Consider the following 17,821-nt stretch of genomic DNA (forward strand, 5'->3'; position numbering starts at 1 on the left):
TAATAACTTTTAATTGGTGTTGGTACTGTGCTGGCGGTATCGTTTTTTTCGAGATTTGGTACCTGTTGAATTTCCTGCGGCCTTCAAAACTTATGATTAACATTAACTTAATAACGATGCTGGCCTATCAATAACGATGCGTTTCTAACCAGTGTTATAAACACTTTTTAACGGAGTAAGAATGTGAATAAAATTATTAAACTGACAGCTGTATCAGCAGCAATCCTTTTGACTGCACCTTCGGCAATGGCCAATTTTGAATATAGCGGTTATCTCCGAGCTGGAATATCAACAACCAGTTCAGGCGGTGAACAATTTTGTTTTGGAGACGGGGGAACTGGCTATTATACCGGTAGGCTTGGTAATGAATGTGATAGCTATGGTGAAATAGGTTTAGCTAAAAATTTGAAAACTGAAAAAGGTCAAGTTATTGAAGCAAATACCATGTTGTCAGTGAAGACAGACCAGGGCGCACAAGCTAACGATTATCAATCTTTATCAGAGCCAATCCTTAGCGTTCCTCAGAATGGAGCAGCCGAAATAGCATTAAGACAGCTTAACGTTACAGCAACTGGATTTATAGCGCCTCTACCAGAAGCTACTGTATGGGCTGGTAAACGTTATTATAGACGTAAAAGTGTCGAAGCAATGGATTTGTATTATTTGAATAATTCAGGGTATGGAGCCGGAATTGAAAATATCGATGTTAGCATTGGGGATTTATCATTCGCCTATGTTAATGTTCAAAGAGAGCAAATCAGTGGCAAAAATAACGTATTTGGTAAACGCTCTGTTCAAAATAACATTTTTGATTTGCGTCTAGATCAAGTTGGCGTTTTTGCTGAGCAAAAGTTAGATATCGCACTAGTTTACAGTCAAACCGACCCAACATCTCTTCAAGAAGAAAATAACGAAGCTGACGACACAGGTTTATTATTTACAACAGAGCTGTATGGCTCGTTTTTTAATTTTGACAATCGTTTAGTGTTGCAATTTGCTAATGATGCTTTAGCTGATGCTGGTTTTGGAAACCAATCTGGTTTAGAACCTGAAACCGTAGCATGGTGGGAAGGTTCTCTTGAATCTTCTTGGCGTATTATCGATTTTGGTACGTATGCTATCACTGAAAACGTCGATTTAGATTATGTGGGTTATTACGCCCAAGGTAAAACGATAACCTCAGATGTCTCTGAGACAAAACCTTCTCAATGGAGTGTTATTTTAACGCCTAGTTATAAATGGGATGATAACAATCAAACTAAACTAGAATTGGCATCTACCTCTTACACCCCTTCTTTCCAAAAGTCGTCACTGGATTTACAAAAAATCATATTGGCTCATGATCTGTCTTTAGATGTTTTATCAGAGAAAATAACATTACGCGCTTACACAGGTGCGTTCTTTGGCAATCAAGCAGAACAAGTTCGTACTGGTAATCGAGATGGCGAAGATAATAACATTCGTTTTGGCGTTCAAGCCCTTGCTACTTGGTAAAACATTAATGCCGTTTTTTTAAACGGCATTATTCATTGAGGTAAAGTAAATGAATAAAAAATTAACATTAGTATGCACTATTCTATCTGGTCTTCTTGTAGGGTGTAATGCTGACAGAGGTAGTCAAAACCTTTCCGATGAGCGTCGAGTTGAAGTTGACAGAAGTGTTGATCTCAAATTTCCTGATAATTTTTTATGGGGGGGGGCAACGGCGGCTTTTCAAGTCGAAGGCACCCACCCTTATTTTGAAAACGATGATGCAGAGGCGGAAGTGATTACTGGATATTTGGACGGTAAATCTCGTTCAAAATGGGATTTCCTAACGGAAAGCCCCGCCAGCGGTGGTATAAATTTAACCTACGGGGAACGAGCTTACACAATCATCGATCAATATCACCGTTTTGAATCTGATTTTGATATTCTTGAAGATTTAAATCTCGACGCCTATCGTTTTTCTATTGCTTGGACACGCATCGTACCTAACGATGGTGCACCTATGCCTTTAAATGCGATTGATGCCTGGAGCCAATTACCATCAAAAGCTTTAGTGGACGGGGCAGCAGCCGGCAGTCCAGTCGCACTTGGCGCTATGGAACAATACGAAGCTGGTTTTGATAGAACACCATTTGAAGGTTTATTTAACCGCTTACCTGCTGATACATATCCAACTATAGCCGCGGCTATTCGCAACGCCAACCCAAAAGTGGGGGATATTGTTCCTGTATTTTTGCCGAACGGTGGGTTTACCTATGCAGCAGCGGTTGACGACCCAACCAATCCCGACGCTTCCGCCCCACCAAGCTACATTTTGCAAGCTGGATATTACCCTTTAAATTACAAAGGGTTACGCCATTACAAACAAATGATTGATTCATTGATTTCCAGAGGTATAACCCCGGTAGTCACTATGTATCATTGGGATATGCCGATGTCGTTATGGGCAGCTACCTTTAGGTCATGGAGTGAGCGTACAACAATTGAATATTTCCAAAATTACGCGGAAGTTTTATTAACCGAGTACGGTCAACAGGTGCCTTATTGGATCACTGTAAATGAACCCTTTTCAGACGCGTGTGTTAGTGATGGTGTTATCGGCGGCGTGATCACAGGAGTCTACTCGGCTGAATTTTTAGCAACCTTTAACGATAAGGTCGGTTTTAACATCGATGTGTTGTCACAATGTGTACCACAGTTACATAACATCTATACAGGTCATGCCCGAATTAAAAACATGGCTGACCAAATGAAAGCTGGCACGTTCACTAGTACAGTGACCGGGCAAAATATCACCCTTCCTGCTACATCTAATGTGGGAATCGTAGTAGGCGCGGGCGTTGGCGACCCTGTAACTGATGATGCTTTAGATGTTAAAGCGACTGAAATGTACAATCGGACATGGGCAGCCATGTGGCTCACTCCTTTTGGTTACCAAACCGCACCTGCCCATTCAGACTATAGCGATTTGCCTTATGCCCGCACTGACTCATACCAATATGATCAGTGGGCTGTAGACTATTTTAAACAATATGGTGCTTATCTAGTTAAAGAAGATTGTTTAGCTGCTTTACCGGCTGCCGCTTGTTTCGGCTCGGTTGCCAGAGCAGACCTTGAGCAAGATTGGAAACTGATGGCCAAAGTCGGCATGGATTTTATCGGCACCAATTATTATCGACGACCTGAAATTAACATGATTCCACTATCTCAACAAAACCAGAAAGCTGATGACAGTTGGTTTCAGAAAAATTCTTTCTCGCGGGAAATCGGCATCTCTCTTAGTGGCTCAGAAAAAATAAGCAGTGACAATGGTCGTTTTGATCCACAAGGTTTGTATGACGGATTGCAGCATCTACAGCACCAATTCCCTGATGCAGATATTATGATCACTGAAACTGGCGCGAGTTTCCAAAGAGCTTTTGATAGTACAAACCAAGAATCCCTTTCCGATGCAAATCAAATAGACGATTTTTTTAGAATAAGATTTAATGAAGGAATGGTCGAAGCAGCATGGAAAGCAAAGCAAGATGGGGTTAACTTAATAGGTTTTATGCCATGGTCAACATTTGATAATTTTGAATGGACTTCGGGTACGAAAAACCGTTTTGGTTTAATTCATATCGATTATGATTCTCCAAATTTAGATCGTATCTACAAAGACAGCGCAATTTGGTTCCAAGGCGTAGCGGCCTTTAATGGCCTACAGGCAAAATTTTAAACCATATTACCCCGCTTACTTTGTGCAAGCGGGGTAATAAAATTTTCTAAAATACTGTTTGCACTTTACGCAAAGAGTCTCCCAATGCCTTATGTATGATTTTCCTATCGAAACGATGTGTTTCTAACCAGTGTTATAAACACTTTTTAAGGAATAAGAATGTGAATAAAATTATTAAATTGACAGCTTTATCAGCAGCAATCCTTTTGGCAGCACCTTCGGCAATGGCCAATTTTAAAATGAAAAAGGTCAAGTTTTTACAGCAAATACCATGTTGTCAGTGAAAACTGACCAGGGCGCACAAGCTAACGATTAATACATCAACATTAGACGGCAAACAAGGTGTGAACTGTCTCGCATGTAACGCTTACTTAACATCTCAACGGAATTTATTATGAAAAAAACATTAATAATGTCAGCACTGGCAATCGCGCTAACTGGCTGTGGAAACGATACTGTAAATCTACCGGAACAGCCGCAACCTGCCTGGGGTAACTCAACGTCGGTAACCACAAAGTCTGGCCATATTTATGGCTTCGATGCCAATGAGTCGGTTTATGCCTGGTTGGGTATCCCTTACGCCGAGCCACCGGTTGGCGATCTGCGCTGGCAGAAGCCTATGCCGAAAGCGGCTTGGGATACGCCTTTGGATGCGTTTGAGAAAGGCGAGGTATGCTCTCAGTCTGATGGTGACTATAATCCGAAGGGCTCCGAGGATTGCCTGACTCTAAATGTATGGCGTCCAAAAACTGATGCAACTGATCTGCCTGTGTATATCTGGATCCACGGTGGCGGTAACACCGGTGGTAACTCCATCGAGCATGCCGAATATAACGGGGCCCGTTATGCTGAAGAAGCTAACGTGATCGTTATGTCGATGAACTACCGTATCGGCCCTATGGGTTGGCTGGCTCACCCGGCGCTGCGTACCGGTGACAAAGAGACCGATTCCGGTAACTTCGGTACCCTGGATATCGTGCAGTCACTGAAATGGGTTGAGGATAACATCGATGTCTTTGGTGGTAATGCTGATAATGTCACCATCCAGGGCCAGTCAGCTGGCGGCATGAATGTGATCTCTATGCTGTTGTCACCGAAGGCCACAGGTCTGTTCGATCGTGGTGTGGTGATAAGTGGTGTGAATCAGTTTTATAGCATGGAGCAGGCGGAAACTCAGGGGCAGGAGATCCTGTTGCAGGCGCTGGTAAACGATGGTACGGCAGCTGACGCCGAGGCTGCAGCGACGCACGTAGCTGGTATGAGCAATGATGAGATTGCCACCTATCTGCGCACCAAGTCGTCACCGGAAGTGTTTGGTAGCTTGATGCCTTCCGGGGCAGGCCTGTATAAAATGAAGGCGCTGTTTGCCGATGGCGAAGTGATTGTAGCAGACGGTAGCGAAGCCTTTGCCAAGGATACTCAGCCTAACAAAGTTCCGGTCATTACCGGTACCGGCAGGGACGAGGCAGCCCTGTTCCTGTATTTCGATCCTAGCACGGCATTCCAACCTCACTTTAATACCACCGAAAACGCCAGCAGTGATCTGTGGAAACTGAACTCGGTGGATGATCTGGCTCGTGATCTGACCGCCAACGGCCATCCTGTCTATGCCTATCAGTTTGCCTGGGGCGCCCATAAGCAGGATGGTAGCGGCGGCTTTACTCTTCCAGGCGGCGGCCAGGTACCTGACATTCAGATTAGTGGTTCGACCCATAATATCGATACGCCTTTCTTCTTCGGTAATATTGACGACCTGCTAAGCAACCCGGGTTTGTCCGGGCTTATCTTTGCTCCGGATACCCGTGAAAGTCGTGTCAACCTGTCTGAGGCGATCATGTCCTACACCGCGAATTTTGCCCGGACTGGCGAGCCGGGTAGCGGTGTCGATGGCAGCCAAACAGAGTGGACTGCATGGTCTAACGATGCTGGCGACGACAAGCTGATGGTGCTGGGTATTGACGGCGATCAGGCTGAGTTGACCATGACTAGTGATGAGGTGACACTGACCAGCGTCAAAGATAATATTGAGACTGCATCAGATTCTGAAGCCGCGCTGATTGCGCTCGAAGCCGGCAGGTTCTGCGCTGAAGCAATGGTTCTGCAGGATAAAGATCCAGCTGATTGCGGCATGTAACGCCCGCTAACCCGCCAGGTCGATCCGATTAATCAACGGCGAACTCTTTGTTAAATTTTGCATGCATAATGTAGCCTCGCTACATTATGCATGTGGCAAAGGAAGCTGGAAGGGAAGATACGTCAAAGTATGAACGCCATAAACCAGAGCAAACCCTTCCTTATCAAATTATTAAAGGCACTATCCACAGTTTATTGACCACATAGTGTAATGGTCAACAAAAATCGGACACTTTCTGAGCGACTTTATTATAGTAGGCACACCTCATCAGCTTAATCATTTTGAAAAGGCACATAAAATAAAAGCAATGGTAGAAGCCGGGCAATAGCTTGGCTATTTGTTCTTGTCTAACTACCTACATATTTTACTACTTAGATTCAAATAAGAAACGCATCGCCAGGACTTACTGGCGATGGTTCTCTTTAGCCGATCAGTCTGTGTAGCAGCAGTCCCAATCGGAGTAGTTAGCGTCACCCACTAACACTTGTAACTCAACTTCGCCTAGTTCTTTAACAATGATTGCGTTAGCCATTTCTATCACTGCATTGACGTCTTCTTGTTCTGTGAAGAAGTAAATCGCCACGTGGTATTGCTCATTAAAATAAGCAATAAACAAATCCCAACCTTGTTGCTGTTGGCATTGAACTAAAGCAGTGTCGACTTGGTCGAACTTTTCAATGTCTCCACTAAAACGGATCTCTGCGCAGGTTTGAGCAAAAGGACCAATGGCCATTTTTTTCATATGACGGGCTTTGTGGTGACTTTTAAGTTCTGGTTTAGCCATTTCTGGAACGCTAATAATATTCATGAATTACCTATTTAAAGATGCCCAATTTTCGAATTCGCTCAACCCCTTGTTGAGCAAACTGGAGATGTGGATCAATTTTCAGGCGCTAAAAGCGGATTGGTACGGCAATGAAGATTGTATCTTGTCTTTTGATTTTACCCTGGTCAGGTCATTGCAAGAAAAGACGCAACATTTGACGGCAGGCAATTGGATCGTAGAATCGGGTTATGCTTATCATTATAACAGCAGCAGCTTAACGACTATTGCTTTTATTGCGGTTGATGATTTGGCTCAGAGCGGCGTTGGTATTGAACGGGCGATAAAAGCCAGATTGGCAGCTGTAGCCAATATTATTGCGCTACAGCATGGTTTATCGGCTTTGGCGTAATTAGAGAGGTCTTCTCTTTTGCCTAAAAGAGCAAAACGCAAGCCCCTCGGCCTCTCAATAGCATAATCGGGCCTAACAGGTGAATCTTATATGCAGTTTAAGGCTATAGCCTCTGGCTTTCCAAGGCTTGGCGTATTCTTGCTTTTGGCTATTTAGTATGCTAGAAATAATATTAGATAAGACTTTAGCAGGTGTATTCTGATGGGAATAGAACATGGCTCATTTGAATTTGAACTAAAGGGGCAGGTTTTAATTATGCGTCCGAAAGGGGCATGGAATGTTGAAACCGCAATCAGGTGTTGCCAGGAGTATAAAGTGCTGGCCGAGACAATCAACCACTCCCCCTGGGCCTGTGTGGTTAATTTATTATCGTGGGAGTTAGGGACACCAGACATCTGGCCCGAGATCGATGCTGTGAACGCATGGGCCGATAAACATAATGAAAAATTTGAAGCGGTTATTTGCTCAACTGAAATACAAACCATGTTGCTGGAACAAACCTATGACAAATTCATCAATGTTCAGACACAATTTTGCGACACTGAGGCAGAGGCCCTAGAATGGTTAAATGCACAAGGCATTAAGAGTCTGGACTAATTCAAATAAAATAAAAAGGCAGGACAGCCATACCTTTTCTCAACAAGAATGATAATCCATAATTATTAATGGAAGCGGCCAGCACTCATCAGCTTAATCATTTTGAAAAGGTGCAGAAAATAAAAGCAATGGTAGAAGCAGGATAATAGCTTGGCTATTTGTTCTTGTCTAACTACCTACATATTTTACTACTTAGATTCAAATAAGAAACGCATCGCCAGGACTTACTGGCGATGGTTCTCTTTAGCCGATCAGTCTGTGTAGCAGCAGTCCCAATCGGAGTAGTTAGCGTCACCCACTAACACTTGTAACTCAACTTCGCCTAGTTCTTTAACAATGATTGCGTTAGCCATTTCTATCACTGCATTGACGTCTTCTTGTTCTGTGAAGAAGTAAATCGCCACGTGGTATTGCTCATTAAAATAAGCAATAAACAAATCCCAACCTTGTTGCTGTTGGCATTGAACTAAAGCAGTGTCGACTTGGTCGAACTTTTCAATGTCTCCACTAAAACGGATCTCTGCGCAGGTTTGAGCAAAAGGACCAATGGCCATTTTTTTCATATGACGGGCTTTGTGGTGACTTTTAAGTTCTGGTTTAGCCATTTCTGGAACGGTAATAATATTCATGAGTTACCTATTTAAAATTTGAGGGACGTAGACACGTCTATAAAGATTTTCGCTAACGCGATTGAGCGGGAGCTTAAACTAGCTTGCCTAGCTACGCAAGTTAAAGCAAAGTAACACCTATAGGGTATTTTGAAATTGTATTGAATTAGAGAGGTCTTGTCTTTTGCCTACAAGAGCAAAACGCAAGACCCCATCATTTTCTTATATGTTAGGTTTACCTTTTATTCTGGTTAAGAATTTCTCAACCAGATATGGGCATTCACTGGCTCTTTATTTTTACGTTTTTTCTTACCGCTGCCTTCAGGCTTTGCCATAGGTTTATCAAGGCAGAACGAGGCTTCATTGTAGGCTTCAGCAACTTCAAAGCCCGCTACTTGTTCTCTCTCAAGACGAAGCTTGTTCTTCTTTTCGATTACCTTGAAATGATGAAAATCTTCATGATCGATAAGCGATAAGGCTAAGCCGACCTCACCCGCACGGCCACTTCGACCAATACGATGCATGTAGTCCGATGGGCTTCTTGGTAAGTCAAAGTTGATCACTACAGGCAGTTTTTCGATGTCTAGACCACGGGCTGCAATATCTGTTGCAATTAACACTTGAATCTCGCCAGCTTTAAACGCTTCAAGCACGCGATTACGAGCGCCTTGACCTTTGTCACCATGAAACACTTCTGCGCTAATACCACGTTTAGAAAGCTTTTCAGCTAAGTGATTACAGCTCTTTTTAGCATTAACAAAAATCAGCGCTTGCTGCCATTGATGTTGCTTGATTAAATGCGCTAACAACGCTGTTTTTTGCCCCTTGTTAACAGTAAAAACACGCTGTACTAAAGTACTGGCGTCGCTACTTTGCAACTGTATTTCAACCGGGTCGTTGAGCAATTCCTGGGTTAAAGCCTGTACTTGCTCAGGAAAAGTCGCTGAAAACAGTAGAATTTGTTTTTTCTTTGGCAATAAGCCTAAAAGCTCAGATAACTCGTCAGTAAAACCGAGACTTAACATCCGATCGGCTTCATCTAGCACTAAGGTTTTAACCCTATCGAGCTTAATGGCATTACTTGAAATCAAATCGAGTAATCGACCGGGCGTTGCAACCAAAATATCAGTGCCGCCGCGTAATGCGAGCATTTGAGTATTCGCTGATACACCACCAAAAACAGCAACCGTTTTAATCGCGCCGTTAAAATGCGCTGCATAAGATTTAATGCTGTCAGCAACTTGCTTGGCTAATTCACGGGTAGGTACCAAAATCAGTCCAGTAACATAGTTACCTTTACTGCTTTTACTATTTGATGTTTTTGACAGTTGCTGCAGCATAGGCAGTGCAAAGGCAGCGGTTTTACCCGAACCGGTATTTGCCCCTGCAATCAAGTCACGTCCCGCTAATACACTTGGGATAGCTTGCGCTTGAATAGGCGTTGGCTGCTGATATTCCAGCTCAGTTAATCGAGCTAACAAGGGTGAAATAAGGCCAAGTTCTGTAAAGTTGGCTGGAGTTGTGACAGTGGTCATTAATATAAAGGGCTCAAAGCTAAGATAATAGCCCACTATTTTAGCGTATTTATGCCCCGTTGAGTTAGTGAAATCGATCAAACCCAGCCCTAATGTCATTCAATCCCCGAATAGACCGAGTTTGATTCGACGCTAAGTTCCAAACGTTAAGTAAAGCAATGATAATAAAAGTGGGGACAGCCAAATATTTTATCTGCAGTATTCGAGCATGTGACAATTAGAACTACTGAGTCGTTTTGCGTCCCGATATAATATGGGATGTCAGATATCGTCGCGACCTCACTACAGCCATATCAAACCCAAGCTAATCGATTTATTACTACAACACCTTTCGTAATCAAGTCGCTGTAGTATTTATGCCGCGATCTTCGACAAAATTCGGCAATTTATTAAACGAATAGCTACCTTTTCGTCCCGTTGTAAACAAGCCACTAAACTAGCTCCCCATCATTTTTTTAAACATAGCTTCAAATTCAATTTGTCTTTCTGGGGACACATTAATACTCGGCTCCCTTAGTTTTTTAATCAACTCAGCTTGTCGATAATCAGGTACATCACCATAACTATATAATGTGGTTAATACGCCTTGATGCCCTAAATTTTGACTCCATGCTTTGAACTCTTCAGGGCTTTGGCATAGCTGCTCACCTAATCTAACGAGGGTATCTCTAAAGCTATGTGGGTTAAAGTATTGGAGCCCTGCGTTTTCAAAAGATCGCTTAAATACTTTACGTATTGGGTGTGCTGTAGCCCAGTGCTCTTTTAATACGCCACAAGCGCTAAACTTTTTATCTTTAGTATTGGCAACTTTGGTTTTAGGAAATAACGGATCGTCATGGCTAAATAACAATTCTGTTTTTAAGTGATCGATCCACTCGGTTAATATTTGTATTGGTAATTCTCCAACAGGAAAAAAGTAAGTGGTAAAGGTTTTGCTAAATTTAGTTTTGACCTCTCTAGCATCTTGAAACACTGAGCCATTGGTTAAATCAACGTGCTTAATTTTAAATGATGCTATGGCGCTGTCTCTTGCGCCTGTTAATAAAGTAAATGCAATTAATGCCCTACTGCGTTTTTCTAAATCAGTTACGTCAGGCATTTCCTTTAGCACATGAGTTATTTGCTCTAATGTCGCTACGGGCTTTTTTCGTTTCGCGCCAGCAATACGGGTGTCTTTTTCTGACAAATTAAAATAATCAGCATCGGTATAATTAAAACGAGATTTATAACCCGTTTGTTGTGCTAGCCACTGAAAGAAAACCTTCAAGTGATTACACGTTCCATTGATTGTCGACTTACTTAAATTATCACCTGTTTTAAGGCTTTTTTGCGTCAGTAATGCGTTTTTAAAACCTACCGCTTGATTAAAGTGAAATGCTTTAAAATCTTTAAATTTATTGTACTGTTCAAAGCGAGTTATCGCTTTAGCAATGCAATCAATAGATGCCTCACTATGGCGCTTTGCTTCCTTCATAAAAGTAAAATATTTACGCTTCATTCTTTCGTTATTTACATTGTGATTTTTCATGCTGATACCTCAACTATTTAAAGGACTGTTTACGGGGACATTAAACAACTAACCTATCGTTTTTGTTGCAACGGTAAGATCACCTTAAAATGTCGTTGTAATAGCGCTAAATCGGCTATTCGAAAGTATCTATTCATTGCAGAATGGCACACATTACAGCTTCCTTTTATTCGCCCATACCTTGATGATTCAGTCTCAAAAATGATTGAACCAGGCACTGGTTTTCTTGGTGCTCTGCATTTCATGCAATATATTTCACCTAACTCACAAGGGCGTTTATTGATGGTTCTTAGGTCTTTTAAAAACAGCCTTAAATCTCGCCCTAATATTAAATAAGGGCGTTGATTATCGATCCTTTTCAAGCCCTTTTTAAGCCAACCTTTAGGCGTATTTTTATGCACGCCATAAAGCAGGGATATTTCACTAATGGTGTAATTGCGATTGATTTTGCACTTGTTAGGGTTATAAATTCGGCTCATAAATCCCCCTGCTTTTTACTTTCGGCGATACACTGTTCAAGCCACTGATTTACGTCTTCTTCGAGCCACGCAATTGCGCGACCACCTAAAGAGATACTTTTTGGGAATTCCCCCTTGCTCATACGCAAATATATGCTGCTCCTTGAAAGGGCAGTTAGTTCAATTACATTGGGTAGGCGTAACATTTTGTGGGTCATGATGAGTTCTCTTAGTTGCTTAATGAATTTAAAGCTGAGAATAGGTGGGATATTTGGGCGATGAAGGAGCAAAAAAAAGACAATCAGCTATGTAAGTGACTGAATTTTATTGTCATTTTGATTTTGTGGAATGTTATTATTTGAAAGGGAGATTGCCGAGAAGGCAGATATTATGCGGGCTAGAGTTGGGCGAAAAAATTCCCCCCAACTATTTCAACTTTTAATCATTTTTCTAATTGTTTCTGAATCTCGACCTTGAGCAATAGGTGATTTTGCGATCCTTTTTGCTCTCCATGATATTGATTTATCCGGATGGTCTTTCTTAAGTTTGCAGTATTCATCTTGCCAGTCTTGATACATAGCTTGAGTGTTTAATTTACTAATTGTTTGTTTGTCACAATTCGGTGCATAAGGTTTAATTTCAGGTGGCTGAACAATCAGGAGTGCAGCGTTGACCCGATCCATATCTAAAAAAAGTTTATTCTCTTCAAAAAAAAGTACTTCGGCAATTGGCAACAATTCCTGATTAACTTCAAGTGCCAATGGATCGTGTAATAACGATACCCATTTACGGCCTTTTGGTGTTTTTAACATGCCTAATCTAGTTTTGTTCATGGTATTTTGAAAGTCGTTATTGCTAAAATCTAATAACTTTGCGACTACTAATGCCAACTGTTTAATACTACACTGCCACTGTTTTAACTGCTCAACAGGTACAGTCATGCGCCCCATCTGCTCATGCATTATAGGATCATCACAAACAGCATAATACTTAATTTTATTTGGGTATTGATGCGGGTGAACATCAATACTGCAACTGTTTTCACAAGCCATACATTGAATGTTTGTTGCATTGGAAATAGGTTTTATTAGTTGGCATTCAAGTAGGATATTAAGGGCATCTTCACGCCACAGGCTAATTGCCGCCCAACTTAAAATCAGTTTATTGTTAGTGGATAAACTGCTCAATAATAGTGTTAAAACGTGATCTACAGGCATTCAAGAGTCAATTGTTTAGATTGCATGGTTTGCGGTTCAATACCTGAGGCGATTAACATTTCACGGATAGCGTGATCATCCCCCATATAACCTAACGAACAACTATTTGGATGGCTTATTTTAAAGTTCTTGCTGCGCGTTTTTTTTGTCCTCGATGGGTAAAACACGACCATAAGCGAGACTTGGCTGATATATCGATTTGAATTAAGCAGGTTTAACATTTTCAACTTTTCATGTATCGCATTTTTATTACCAATTGATGATTCTCCAACAGTGATATAGCTTTTCGGATCAATCTTACAATTAGAGCGTGCTTCAATAATAGTAACGGCTAAAATCCCCGATTTTTCAGGGATGATAAATTCAAAATCAGCTTCCGTTAAAAATTCAAGATTATAAACGTGTTTATCTTGTAATCCAGCTGCTGGCAAAGGCGCTTGCAGAATATGTTCAACAAATAGCGCTTGTAACTTGGGAATTGCTTTAGCATTGTTTTTAGCATAAATATCTAACGTTGCTTTCAGTGGGCTGTAAACCATGATGATTTCAAAGGCCATGCTATGAGCTAAATCGTGCAATGTAGCACTAACCCATTCAACACTCGATTTAGCAAAGTCTTCAGGGAAAGCACAAAAATATTCTAAGTCAGCACTTTTATAATGCTCAATTTTGCAATGTTTACCACGCCCCTCATTAAGATGAAAGTGATCGCCAATTGCCTTAGAGAGCATCTGAATATTAATATCACAAACGGGGGTAGTTGCAGGTGGCAAATGTTTTAGTTTTCGCCATGCGGCAGGAGCAACACTGTCGGCTTGAAAATAAAGTGAAGCAGCCTGCCAATAATCTGGGTTATTAAGGTAAGCCCACATTGATTTATTATGTAACCCCGCTATCTCAGTGATCGATTCAACAAATTCACTATTTCCATGCTCTTTAGCTTCATCAATTAACGCAATAATGCCACCTTCTGAAGCCAGTGCATTGATACTCTGAAAATCAGCCTCCACATCACGGCGAACCTCTTCATCTAAACCAATAAAAAAGTTAAAGATGACATTAACATTATGGTCAGCTAGTGCATGAAGATCAAAATCAACAGCAATAGTTTTCGCTGCAAAGTATGCAGTTAAATAACGATTGGAAATCTTTCTAAAAAACTGTTTAGGTGAATATTGGCTTACCATAGAATGCCCCTACATGATGTTTATACAACATTAGCAGCTAAAACGTTATAGGCAAATATAAGCGCTTAATAAACAGAGTTTTATGAGAAAACTGTCGCTCTCATATGATTGCTCGTTTTCGGGAAAAAGCGAGCGTTATTGTTTTTACCCAAAATAGATAAGTTATGGAATGGCACGTTTAGAAAAAGGTTTTCATTTCATCACCAGTGAAACTGAATTGAAAAAAGCTATTTCATAACACCCTCAGTTGTAAAAATAACATGTTTCTTTATACAGTGCCGTTGGCGTTCCGTCTAATAAGATGTTATACCTTGTTCTCTGGTTATTGTTTCAGCACGTTTTGCAAACCATATAAACTGTTTATGGTACTTTGTTATAAGATTTTCTTGTATTCAAAAAGGAGTACACTATGGGTACAGTTGTAGGTATGTTGGTTTTGGCATTAATCGCGTATTTGGTAAAAAAGAACACTGGACTGCATTTGCATCAGTGGATTTCTAAAAAATATCAAGAGCGCTTAGATGCGAAAAATAAGCACAAAAAGTAGAATAATTCACGTTGAGAGCGCGCTGTTCTTAATGGTATAACAAAGCAAATCAAGCAGACGCATAACGGCTGTCACTGTTTTTGCTAAAACAAAAGGCCAGCAAAAACAACGCCAACCTATGCGCTGTTGTTTGCGACGTTAATACGATTCTCAAAACCACCAAGTCTTGCGCAACGCTCGGTTTTGGGAGAAAGCGTGCATCTGTGGTAGGGAAACAACATACTGAAAGCTCCTTCGCTCATAACACTAGACTATCGTCTAATTCGCCCCGCGGCCTGAAATTAAAACCATAAGATTGCAAGCCTACTGCCTCACATACTTCTTCTTATTCGATAAAAGCTGTAACTCCCCGTCTTTGTTTAATAAGTACAGATCAAAGTCATTTGCTAAAAACAGGTTGCCGCTATAGTAGTTTGTTGCCTCATTTGCAATCTCAGCAATTGATGGTGATGAATTCTTATTTCTACAATATCTGGGACTAAAATGTGTGAGGATTAAATTATTAATCAAGACTTCTTCGGCAAACTGAGCGACAATTTTAGCTGTGCTATGTTGTGGTGCCTTGCCAACTTTCAACGAAACATCCTCAGTATAGGTGGCTTCATGTATAAGCAGATTTGCAGAGCTGGCCGCATCAGCCAAAAGGTTTGGTGTATCATTATCTCCGGATACAATAATCCTCCTTGGTTTTCTATCTGGTAATATATAGTCAGAAGCATTTATTTTCCTTCCATCAGGAAGTATCTGGTTTATACCTTTGTGAATTTCTCCCCAACATGGACTCGCTTTAATACCGTCTTTCTGCAGTTTGGCTATGTCTAATTTACCTTGGATTTTCTTTTCGCAAAAAACATAAGCGTAGGATGGAACACAATGAGATAGCTCGAAGAACTCAACATCGAAATCATTGCCAGCGGTATATTCTTTGCACTCTTCTACATGTATAAAATTGATCTTATAAGATAAGCTGGACTTGGAAATCCTTTGCGTATTTTCGACAAAATCTTGTATGAGTGCGGGAGCGATTATGGTGAGGGGAGTGGTTCTTCCCGCTAAAGATGCGCTGGCTAATAATCCGGGCAGTCCATAGCAATGATCTCCATGGACATGGGTGATAAAAATAGATTCAAGGTTATTTAAACTGAGTTTTGTATGCAAAATTTGATGCTGAGTTGCTTCTCCACAATCGATCAAACTCCATAATTTGGAGTTAGCCTTTTTAACTGCTATTGCAGGTACATTTCTTGATTTTGTCGGTGTACCTGCTGAGGTCCCTAAAAATATAATTTCCATTGTTTAACCAAATTTTAATTTTTAGCTAGCTTACCACTTTCCATTTTTCTTAACTGAGAGATGACTTTATAAAATAGAATCATTGGGGAATTGAATAGCAGTTCAGTTTTATGAGCAGCTATACTCTGCATTCCCTGTCGTTTCATTAGGTTTGGCTCTGCTGTCAAAACCGTTGATGAAAGGTTTGGGTGTCCTGATCTTTTCGAGTTAAAAAAGGCTGTTGTGGCTAAGTAATACTGGCCACAACTTTGGAAGTTTTCTAAGGCTTGCTGAGTTCCCTCTACTTACCCTCCTGTGTAAAAGAGAATGGTAGCTCTAAAAATCAATAAATGATAAACATCTGTCAGCATATGTCGTGTGATATTGGTTGCTTAAAAGTTTGCCAAAAAATACGGGATTATCAGAGCGTTCGCTAAATCGATAAAGAATGCACAAACCAGGGGCACGATGATAAAGGCCTGATGGGAATTACCGTAACGCTGAGAAACTGCGGACATATTAGCCATAGCGGTTGGGGTAGAGCCCAGAGAAATACCACCAAATCCGGCGCAGACTACCGCGGCATCATAGGTTTTTCCCATCATTGGAAAGACTACAAAGATGTTAACTGTTATGGCAACAATGAACTGTGCGCCCAGAATGGCAAAGATAGGGTCAGCCAGATCGACGAGTGTCCACAGTTGCATACTCATTAGTGACATGGCGAGAAACGTGCCGAGGGAAATCTCTGCAATTAGCGCAATAGCTGGTTTACGGGACGGCCATTTGCTGCCTGCAAAGCGCGGGAATGAGTCAGGAATAAGGTTGGTGATGACAATTCCGGCAAACAGGCAGGTGACAAACAGGGGAAGTTGCAAACCAAATTGAGATATTAATTCATTTAAAAGAAAACCAAAAATAATGCAGATATGAATAGAGAAAATAGCATCGAGAAAATCAAATCCGTTTATTTGATTTTCGTGTTTAACATCAGATACACCAACATCTAATTGCTCATGCTCCTTAGGTTTCAATTGATGGCGAGTGACCAGGAACTTGGCAATCGGACCGCCCATCAAACTGGCGAGGATCAGACCAAAGGTCGCACTGGCAATGCCGATTTCCATGGCATTGCTTACTCCGAAATCTTCTGCGATACGCGGTGCCCAGGCAATGGCTGTGCCGTGTCCGCCAATCAGTGAGACACTGCCACCCAGCAATCCAACTGGTGTGCCGAGACCGAATAGCTTAGCGACACTTATGCCCGTCAGGTTCTGCAGTATCATGTAGACGATCGTTATAACCAGTAATATGATCAGCGGCTTGCCACCTTTTACGAGATCGCTCAAACTGGCGTTTATACCAATGGTGGTAAAGAAATACACCAGCAATAAATCTCGGGCAGTGAGGTCAAATTCTATTTCGATTGAGGTGGTGGTGTAGACCAGTGCAATGATCAGTGAAAATAAAATCCCACCGGTTACCGGCTCGGGGATACTGAATTCACGTAAGGGGGCAAAGAGGTTATTTAAACGGCGGCCAATAAATAACACCATAATACCGATGGTGACAGTAAAAAAACCATTGAAGTGCAACACACCATCACTCAGAACTAATCCCATTAGTGTTCTCCTAAACATCCTGTTTTAATATATACAGTAACTTTTGCGTTATCGGGCAAGCATTTCACTGTCACCTTAGATTGTTATCCTCGTAAGTTTGGCTCAAAAACATCAAACATTCTGTTCAAAGTAATATTTTTTTTGGGTAAATGGCTTTTATTCTTCCTATACTCATTGTGATGATAATTTTAGAAATATAGTTAAACATCTTAACGTTAATTAGGAACGTTTAAAC

The 17,821-nt window shown here is 41.3% G+C and carries 17 protein-coding genes; 7 read left to right on the forward strand and 10 right to left on the reverse strand.

Features of this window, described 5'->3' with window-relative positions; translation table 11 throughout:
• Positions 1 to 183: 183 nt before the first annotated feature.
• From AC4GME_RS02280 to AC4GME_RS02295, 4 genes are all read left to right on the forward strand, one after another.
• Positions 184 to 1,494, forward strand: a complete 1,311-nt coding sequence (locus AC4GME_RS02280) for a carbohydrate porin (protein WP_490378119.1) — start codon at positions 184 to 186, stop codon at positions 1,492 to 1,494.
• A 49-nt stretch (positions 1,495 to 1,543) separates the two neighbouring features.
• Positions 1,544 to 3,706 (forward strand): glycoside hydrolase family 1 protein, encoded by a 2,163-nt coding sequence (locus AC4GME_RS02285; protein ID WP_490378120.1) that lies wholly within the window; start codon positions 1,544 to 1,546, stop codon positions 3,704 to 3,706.
• Between the two features lie 161 nt (positions 3,707 to 3,867).
• Positions 3,868 to 3,990 carry a hypothetical protein gene (locus AC4GME_RS02290; RefSeq protein ID WP_490378970.1) on the forward strand — a complete coding sequence of 41 codons (123 nt, stop codon included), beginning with the start codon at positions 3,868 to 3,870 and terminating at the stop codon, positions 3,988 to 3,990.
• A 110-nt stretch (positions 3,991 to 4,100) separates the two neighbouring features.
• Complete coding sequence (locus tag AC4GME_RS02295) at positions 4,101 to 5,840, forward strand: carboxylesterase/lipase family protein (RefSeq protein WP_490378121.1); 1,740 nt, start codon at positions 4,101 to 4,103, stop codon at positions 5,838 to 5,840.
• Between the two features lie 430 nt (positions 5,841 to 6,270).
• Here AC4GME_RS02295 and AC4GME_RS02300 read toward each other — a convergent pair whose 3' ends face one another.
• Complete coding sequence (locus AC4GME_RS02300; protein WP_490378971.1) at positions 6,271 to 6,648, reverse strand: hypothetical protein; 378 nt, start codon at positions 6,646 to 6,648, stop codon at positions 6,271 to 6,273.
• Between AC4GME_RS02300 and AC4GME_RS02305 the strand changes: the two genes are divergently transcribed.
• Both AC4GME_RS02305 and AC4GME_RS02310 read left to right on the forward strand, forming a co-directional pair.
• Positions 6,647 to 7,015 (forward strand): hypothetical protein, encoded by a 369-nt coding sequence (locus AC4GME_RS02305; RefSeq protein ID WP_490378972.1) that lies wholly within the window; start codon positions 6,647 to 6,649, stop codon positions 7,013 to 7,015. The two genes, AC4GME_RS02300 and AC4GME_RS02305, sit on opposite strands and share 2 nt — an antisense overlap.
• Positions 7,016 to 7,216: 201 nt before the next feature.
• Positions 7,217 to 7,612 carry a hypothetical protein gene (locus tag AC4GME_RS02310; protein WP_490378973.1) on the forward strand — a complete coding sequence of 132 codons (396 nt, stop codon included), beginning with the start codon at positions 7,217 to 7,219 and terminating at the stop codon, positions 7,610 to 7,612.
• Positions 7,613 to 7,863: 251 nt separating this feature from the next.
• On the opposite strand, the gene AC4GME_RS02315 is transcribed toward AC4GME_RS02310, so the two are convergent.
• The 7 genes from AC4GME_RS02315 to AC4GME_RS02345 all read right to left on the reverse strand — a co-directional run bounded on the left by AC4GME_RS02315 (position 7,864) and on the right by AC4GME_RS02345 (position 14,145).
• Complete coding sequence (locus tag AC4GME_RS02315; RefSeq protein WP_490378974.1) at positions 7,864 to 8,241, reverse strand: hypothetical protein; 378 nt, start codon at positions 8,239 to 8,241, stop codon at positions 7,864 to 7,866.
• 230 nt (positions 8,242 to 8,471) lie between these two features.
• A complete protein-coding gene (locus tag AC4GME_RS02320) occupies positions 8,472 to 9,755 on the reverse strand; it encodes a DEAD/DEAH box helicase (protein WP_490378144.1) in 1,284 nt (427 codons plus the stop codon).
• A gap of 436 nt (positions 9,756 to 10,191) precedes the next feature.
• Complete coding sequence (locus tag AC4GME_RS02325) at positions 10,192 to 11,283, reverse strand: tyrosine-type recombinase/integrase (protein WP_490378139.1); 1,092 nt, start codon at positions 11,281 to 11,283, stop codon at positions 10,192 to 10,194.
• Between the two features lie 53 nt (positions 11,284 to 11,336).
• Entirely contained in the window at positions 11,337 to 11,762 is a 426-nt protein-coding gene (locus AC4GME_RS02330; protein ID WP_490378140.1) for a hypothetical protein, read from the reverse strand.
• Positions 11,759 to 11,959, reverse strand: a complete 201-nt coding sequence (locus AC4GME_RS02335) for a helix-turn-helix transcriptional regulator (RefSeq protein WP_490378141.1) — start codon at positions 11,957 to 11,959, stop codon at positions 11,759 to 11,761. The genes AC4GME_RS02330 and AC4GME_RS02335 overlap by 4 nt, the downstream gene beginning before the upstream one ends.
• A gap of 213 nt (positions 11,960 to 12,172) precedes the next feature.
• Complete coding sequence (locus tag AC4GME_RS02340) at positions 12,173 to 12,958, reverse strand: hypothetical protein (RefSeq protein WP_490378142.1); 786 nt, start codon at positions 12,956 to 12,958, stop codon at positions 12,173 to 12,175.
• Positions 12,949 to 14,145 carry a hypothetical protein gene (locus AC4GME_RS02345; protein ID WP_490378143.1) on the reverse strand — a complete coding sequence of 399 codons (1,197 nt, stop codon included), beginning with the start codon at positions 14,143 to 14,145 and terminating at the stop codon, positions 12,949 to 12,951. The genes AC4GME_RS02340 and AC4GME_RS02345 overlap by 10 nt, the downstream gene beginning before the upstream one ends.
• Positions 14,146 to 14,554: 409 nt before the next feature.
• Here AC4GME_RS02345 and AC4GME_RS02350 point away from each other — a divergent pair, with 409 nt between their 5' ends.
• The gene (locus tag AC4GME_RS02350) at positions 14,555 to 14,692 is read left to right on the forward strand and encodes a hypothetical protein (protein WP_490377070.1); all 138 of its coding nucleotides are present in this window, start codon (positions 14,555 to 14,557) and stop codon (positions 14,690 to 14,692) included.
• Positions 14,693 to 14,995: 303 nt separating this feature from the next.
• On the opposite strand, the gene AC4GME_RS02355 is transcribed toward AC4GME_RS02350, so the two are convergent.
• Both AC4GME_RS02355 and gltS read right to left on the reverse strand, forming a co-directional pair.
• On the reverse strand, positions 14,996 to 15,985 hold the full coding sequence (locus tag AC4GME_RS02355; protein ID WP_490378975.1) for a ribonuclease Z: 990 nt from the start codon (positions 15,983 to 15,985) through the stop codon (positions 14,996 to 14,998).
• A 371-nt stretch (positions 15,986 to 16,356) separates the two neighbouring features.
• On the reverse strand, positions 16,357 to 17,586 hold the full coding sequence (gene gltS / locus AC4GME_RS02360) for a sodium/glutamate symporter (protein WP_490377068.1): 1,230 nt from the start codon (positions 17,584 to 17,586) through the stop codon (positions 16,357 to 16,359).
• Positions 17,587 to 17,821 lie beyond the last annotated feature (235 nt).

The sequence above is a fragment of the Psychromonas sp. genome, from assembly GCF_983033635.1.

Excerpts from the sequence above, each read along its gene's own strand:
- AC4GME_RS02330 (WP_490378140.1), bottom strand. The coding sequence starts at position 11,762 with ATGAGCCGAATTTATAACCCTAACAAGTGCAAAATCAATCGCAATTAC.
- AC4GME_RS02350 (WP_490377070.1), top strand. The coding sequence starts at position 14,555 with ATGGGTACAGTTGTAGGTATGTTGGTTTTGGCATTAATCGCGTATTTG.
- AC4GME_RS02295 (WP_490378121.1), top strand. The coding sequence starts at position 4,101 with ATGAAAAAAACATTAATAATGTCAGCACTGGCAATCGCGCTAACTGGC.
- AC4GME_RS02300 (WP_490378971.1), bottom strand. The coding sequence starts at position 6,648 with ATGAATATTATTAGCGTTCCAGAAATGGCTAAACCAGAACTTAAAAGT.
- AC4GME_RS02340 (WP_490378142.1), bottom strand. The coding sequence starts at position 12,958 with ATGCCTGTAGATCACGTTTTAACACTATTATTGAGCAGTTTATCCACT.
- AC4GME_RS02285 (WP_490378120.1), top strand. The coding sequence starts at position 1,544 with ATGAATAAAAAATTAACATTAGTATGCACTATTCTATCTGGTCTTCTT.
- AC4GME_RS02310 (WP_490378973.1), top strand. The coding sequence starts at position 7,217 with ATGGGAATAGAACATGGCTCATTTGAATTTGAACTAAAGGGGCAGGTT.
- AC4GME_RS02315 (WP_490378974.1), bottom strand. The coding sequence starts at position 8,241 with ATGAATATTATTACCGTTCCAGAAATGGCTAAACCAGAACTTAAAAGT.
- gltS (WP_490377068.1), bottom strand. The coding sequence starts at position 17,586 with ATGGGATTAGTTCTGAGTGATGGTGTGTTGCACTTCAATGGTTTTTTT.
- AC4GME_RS02320 (WP_490378144.1), bottom strand. The coding sequence starts at position 9,755 with ATGACCACTGTCACAACTCCAGCCAACTTTACAGAACTTGGCCTTATT.
- AC4GME_RS02325 (WP_490378139.1), bottom strand. The coding sequence starts at position 11,283 with ATGAAAAATCACAATGTAAATAACGAAAGAATGAAGCGTAAATATTTT.
- AC4GME_RS02345 (WP_490378143.1), bottom strand. The coding sequence starts at position 14,145 with ATGGTAAGCCAATATTCACCTAAACAGTTTTTTAGAAAGATTTCCAAT.
- AC4GME_RS02355 (WP_490378975.1), bottom strand. The coding sequence starts at position 15,985 with ATGGAAATTATATTTTTAGGGACCTCAGCAGGTACACCGACAAAATCA.
- AC4GME_RS02305 (WP_490378972.1), top strand. The coding sequence starts at position 6,647 with ATGAATTACCTATTTAAAGATGCCCAATTTTCGAATTCGCTCAACCCC.
- AC4GME_RS02335 (WP_490378141.1), bottom strand. The coding sequence starts at position 11,959 with ATGACCCACAAAATGTTACGCCTACCCAATGTAATTGAACTAACTGCC.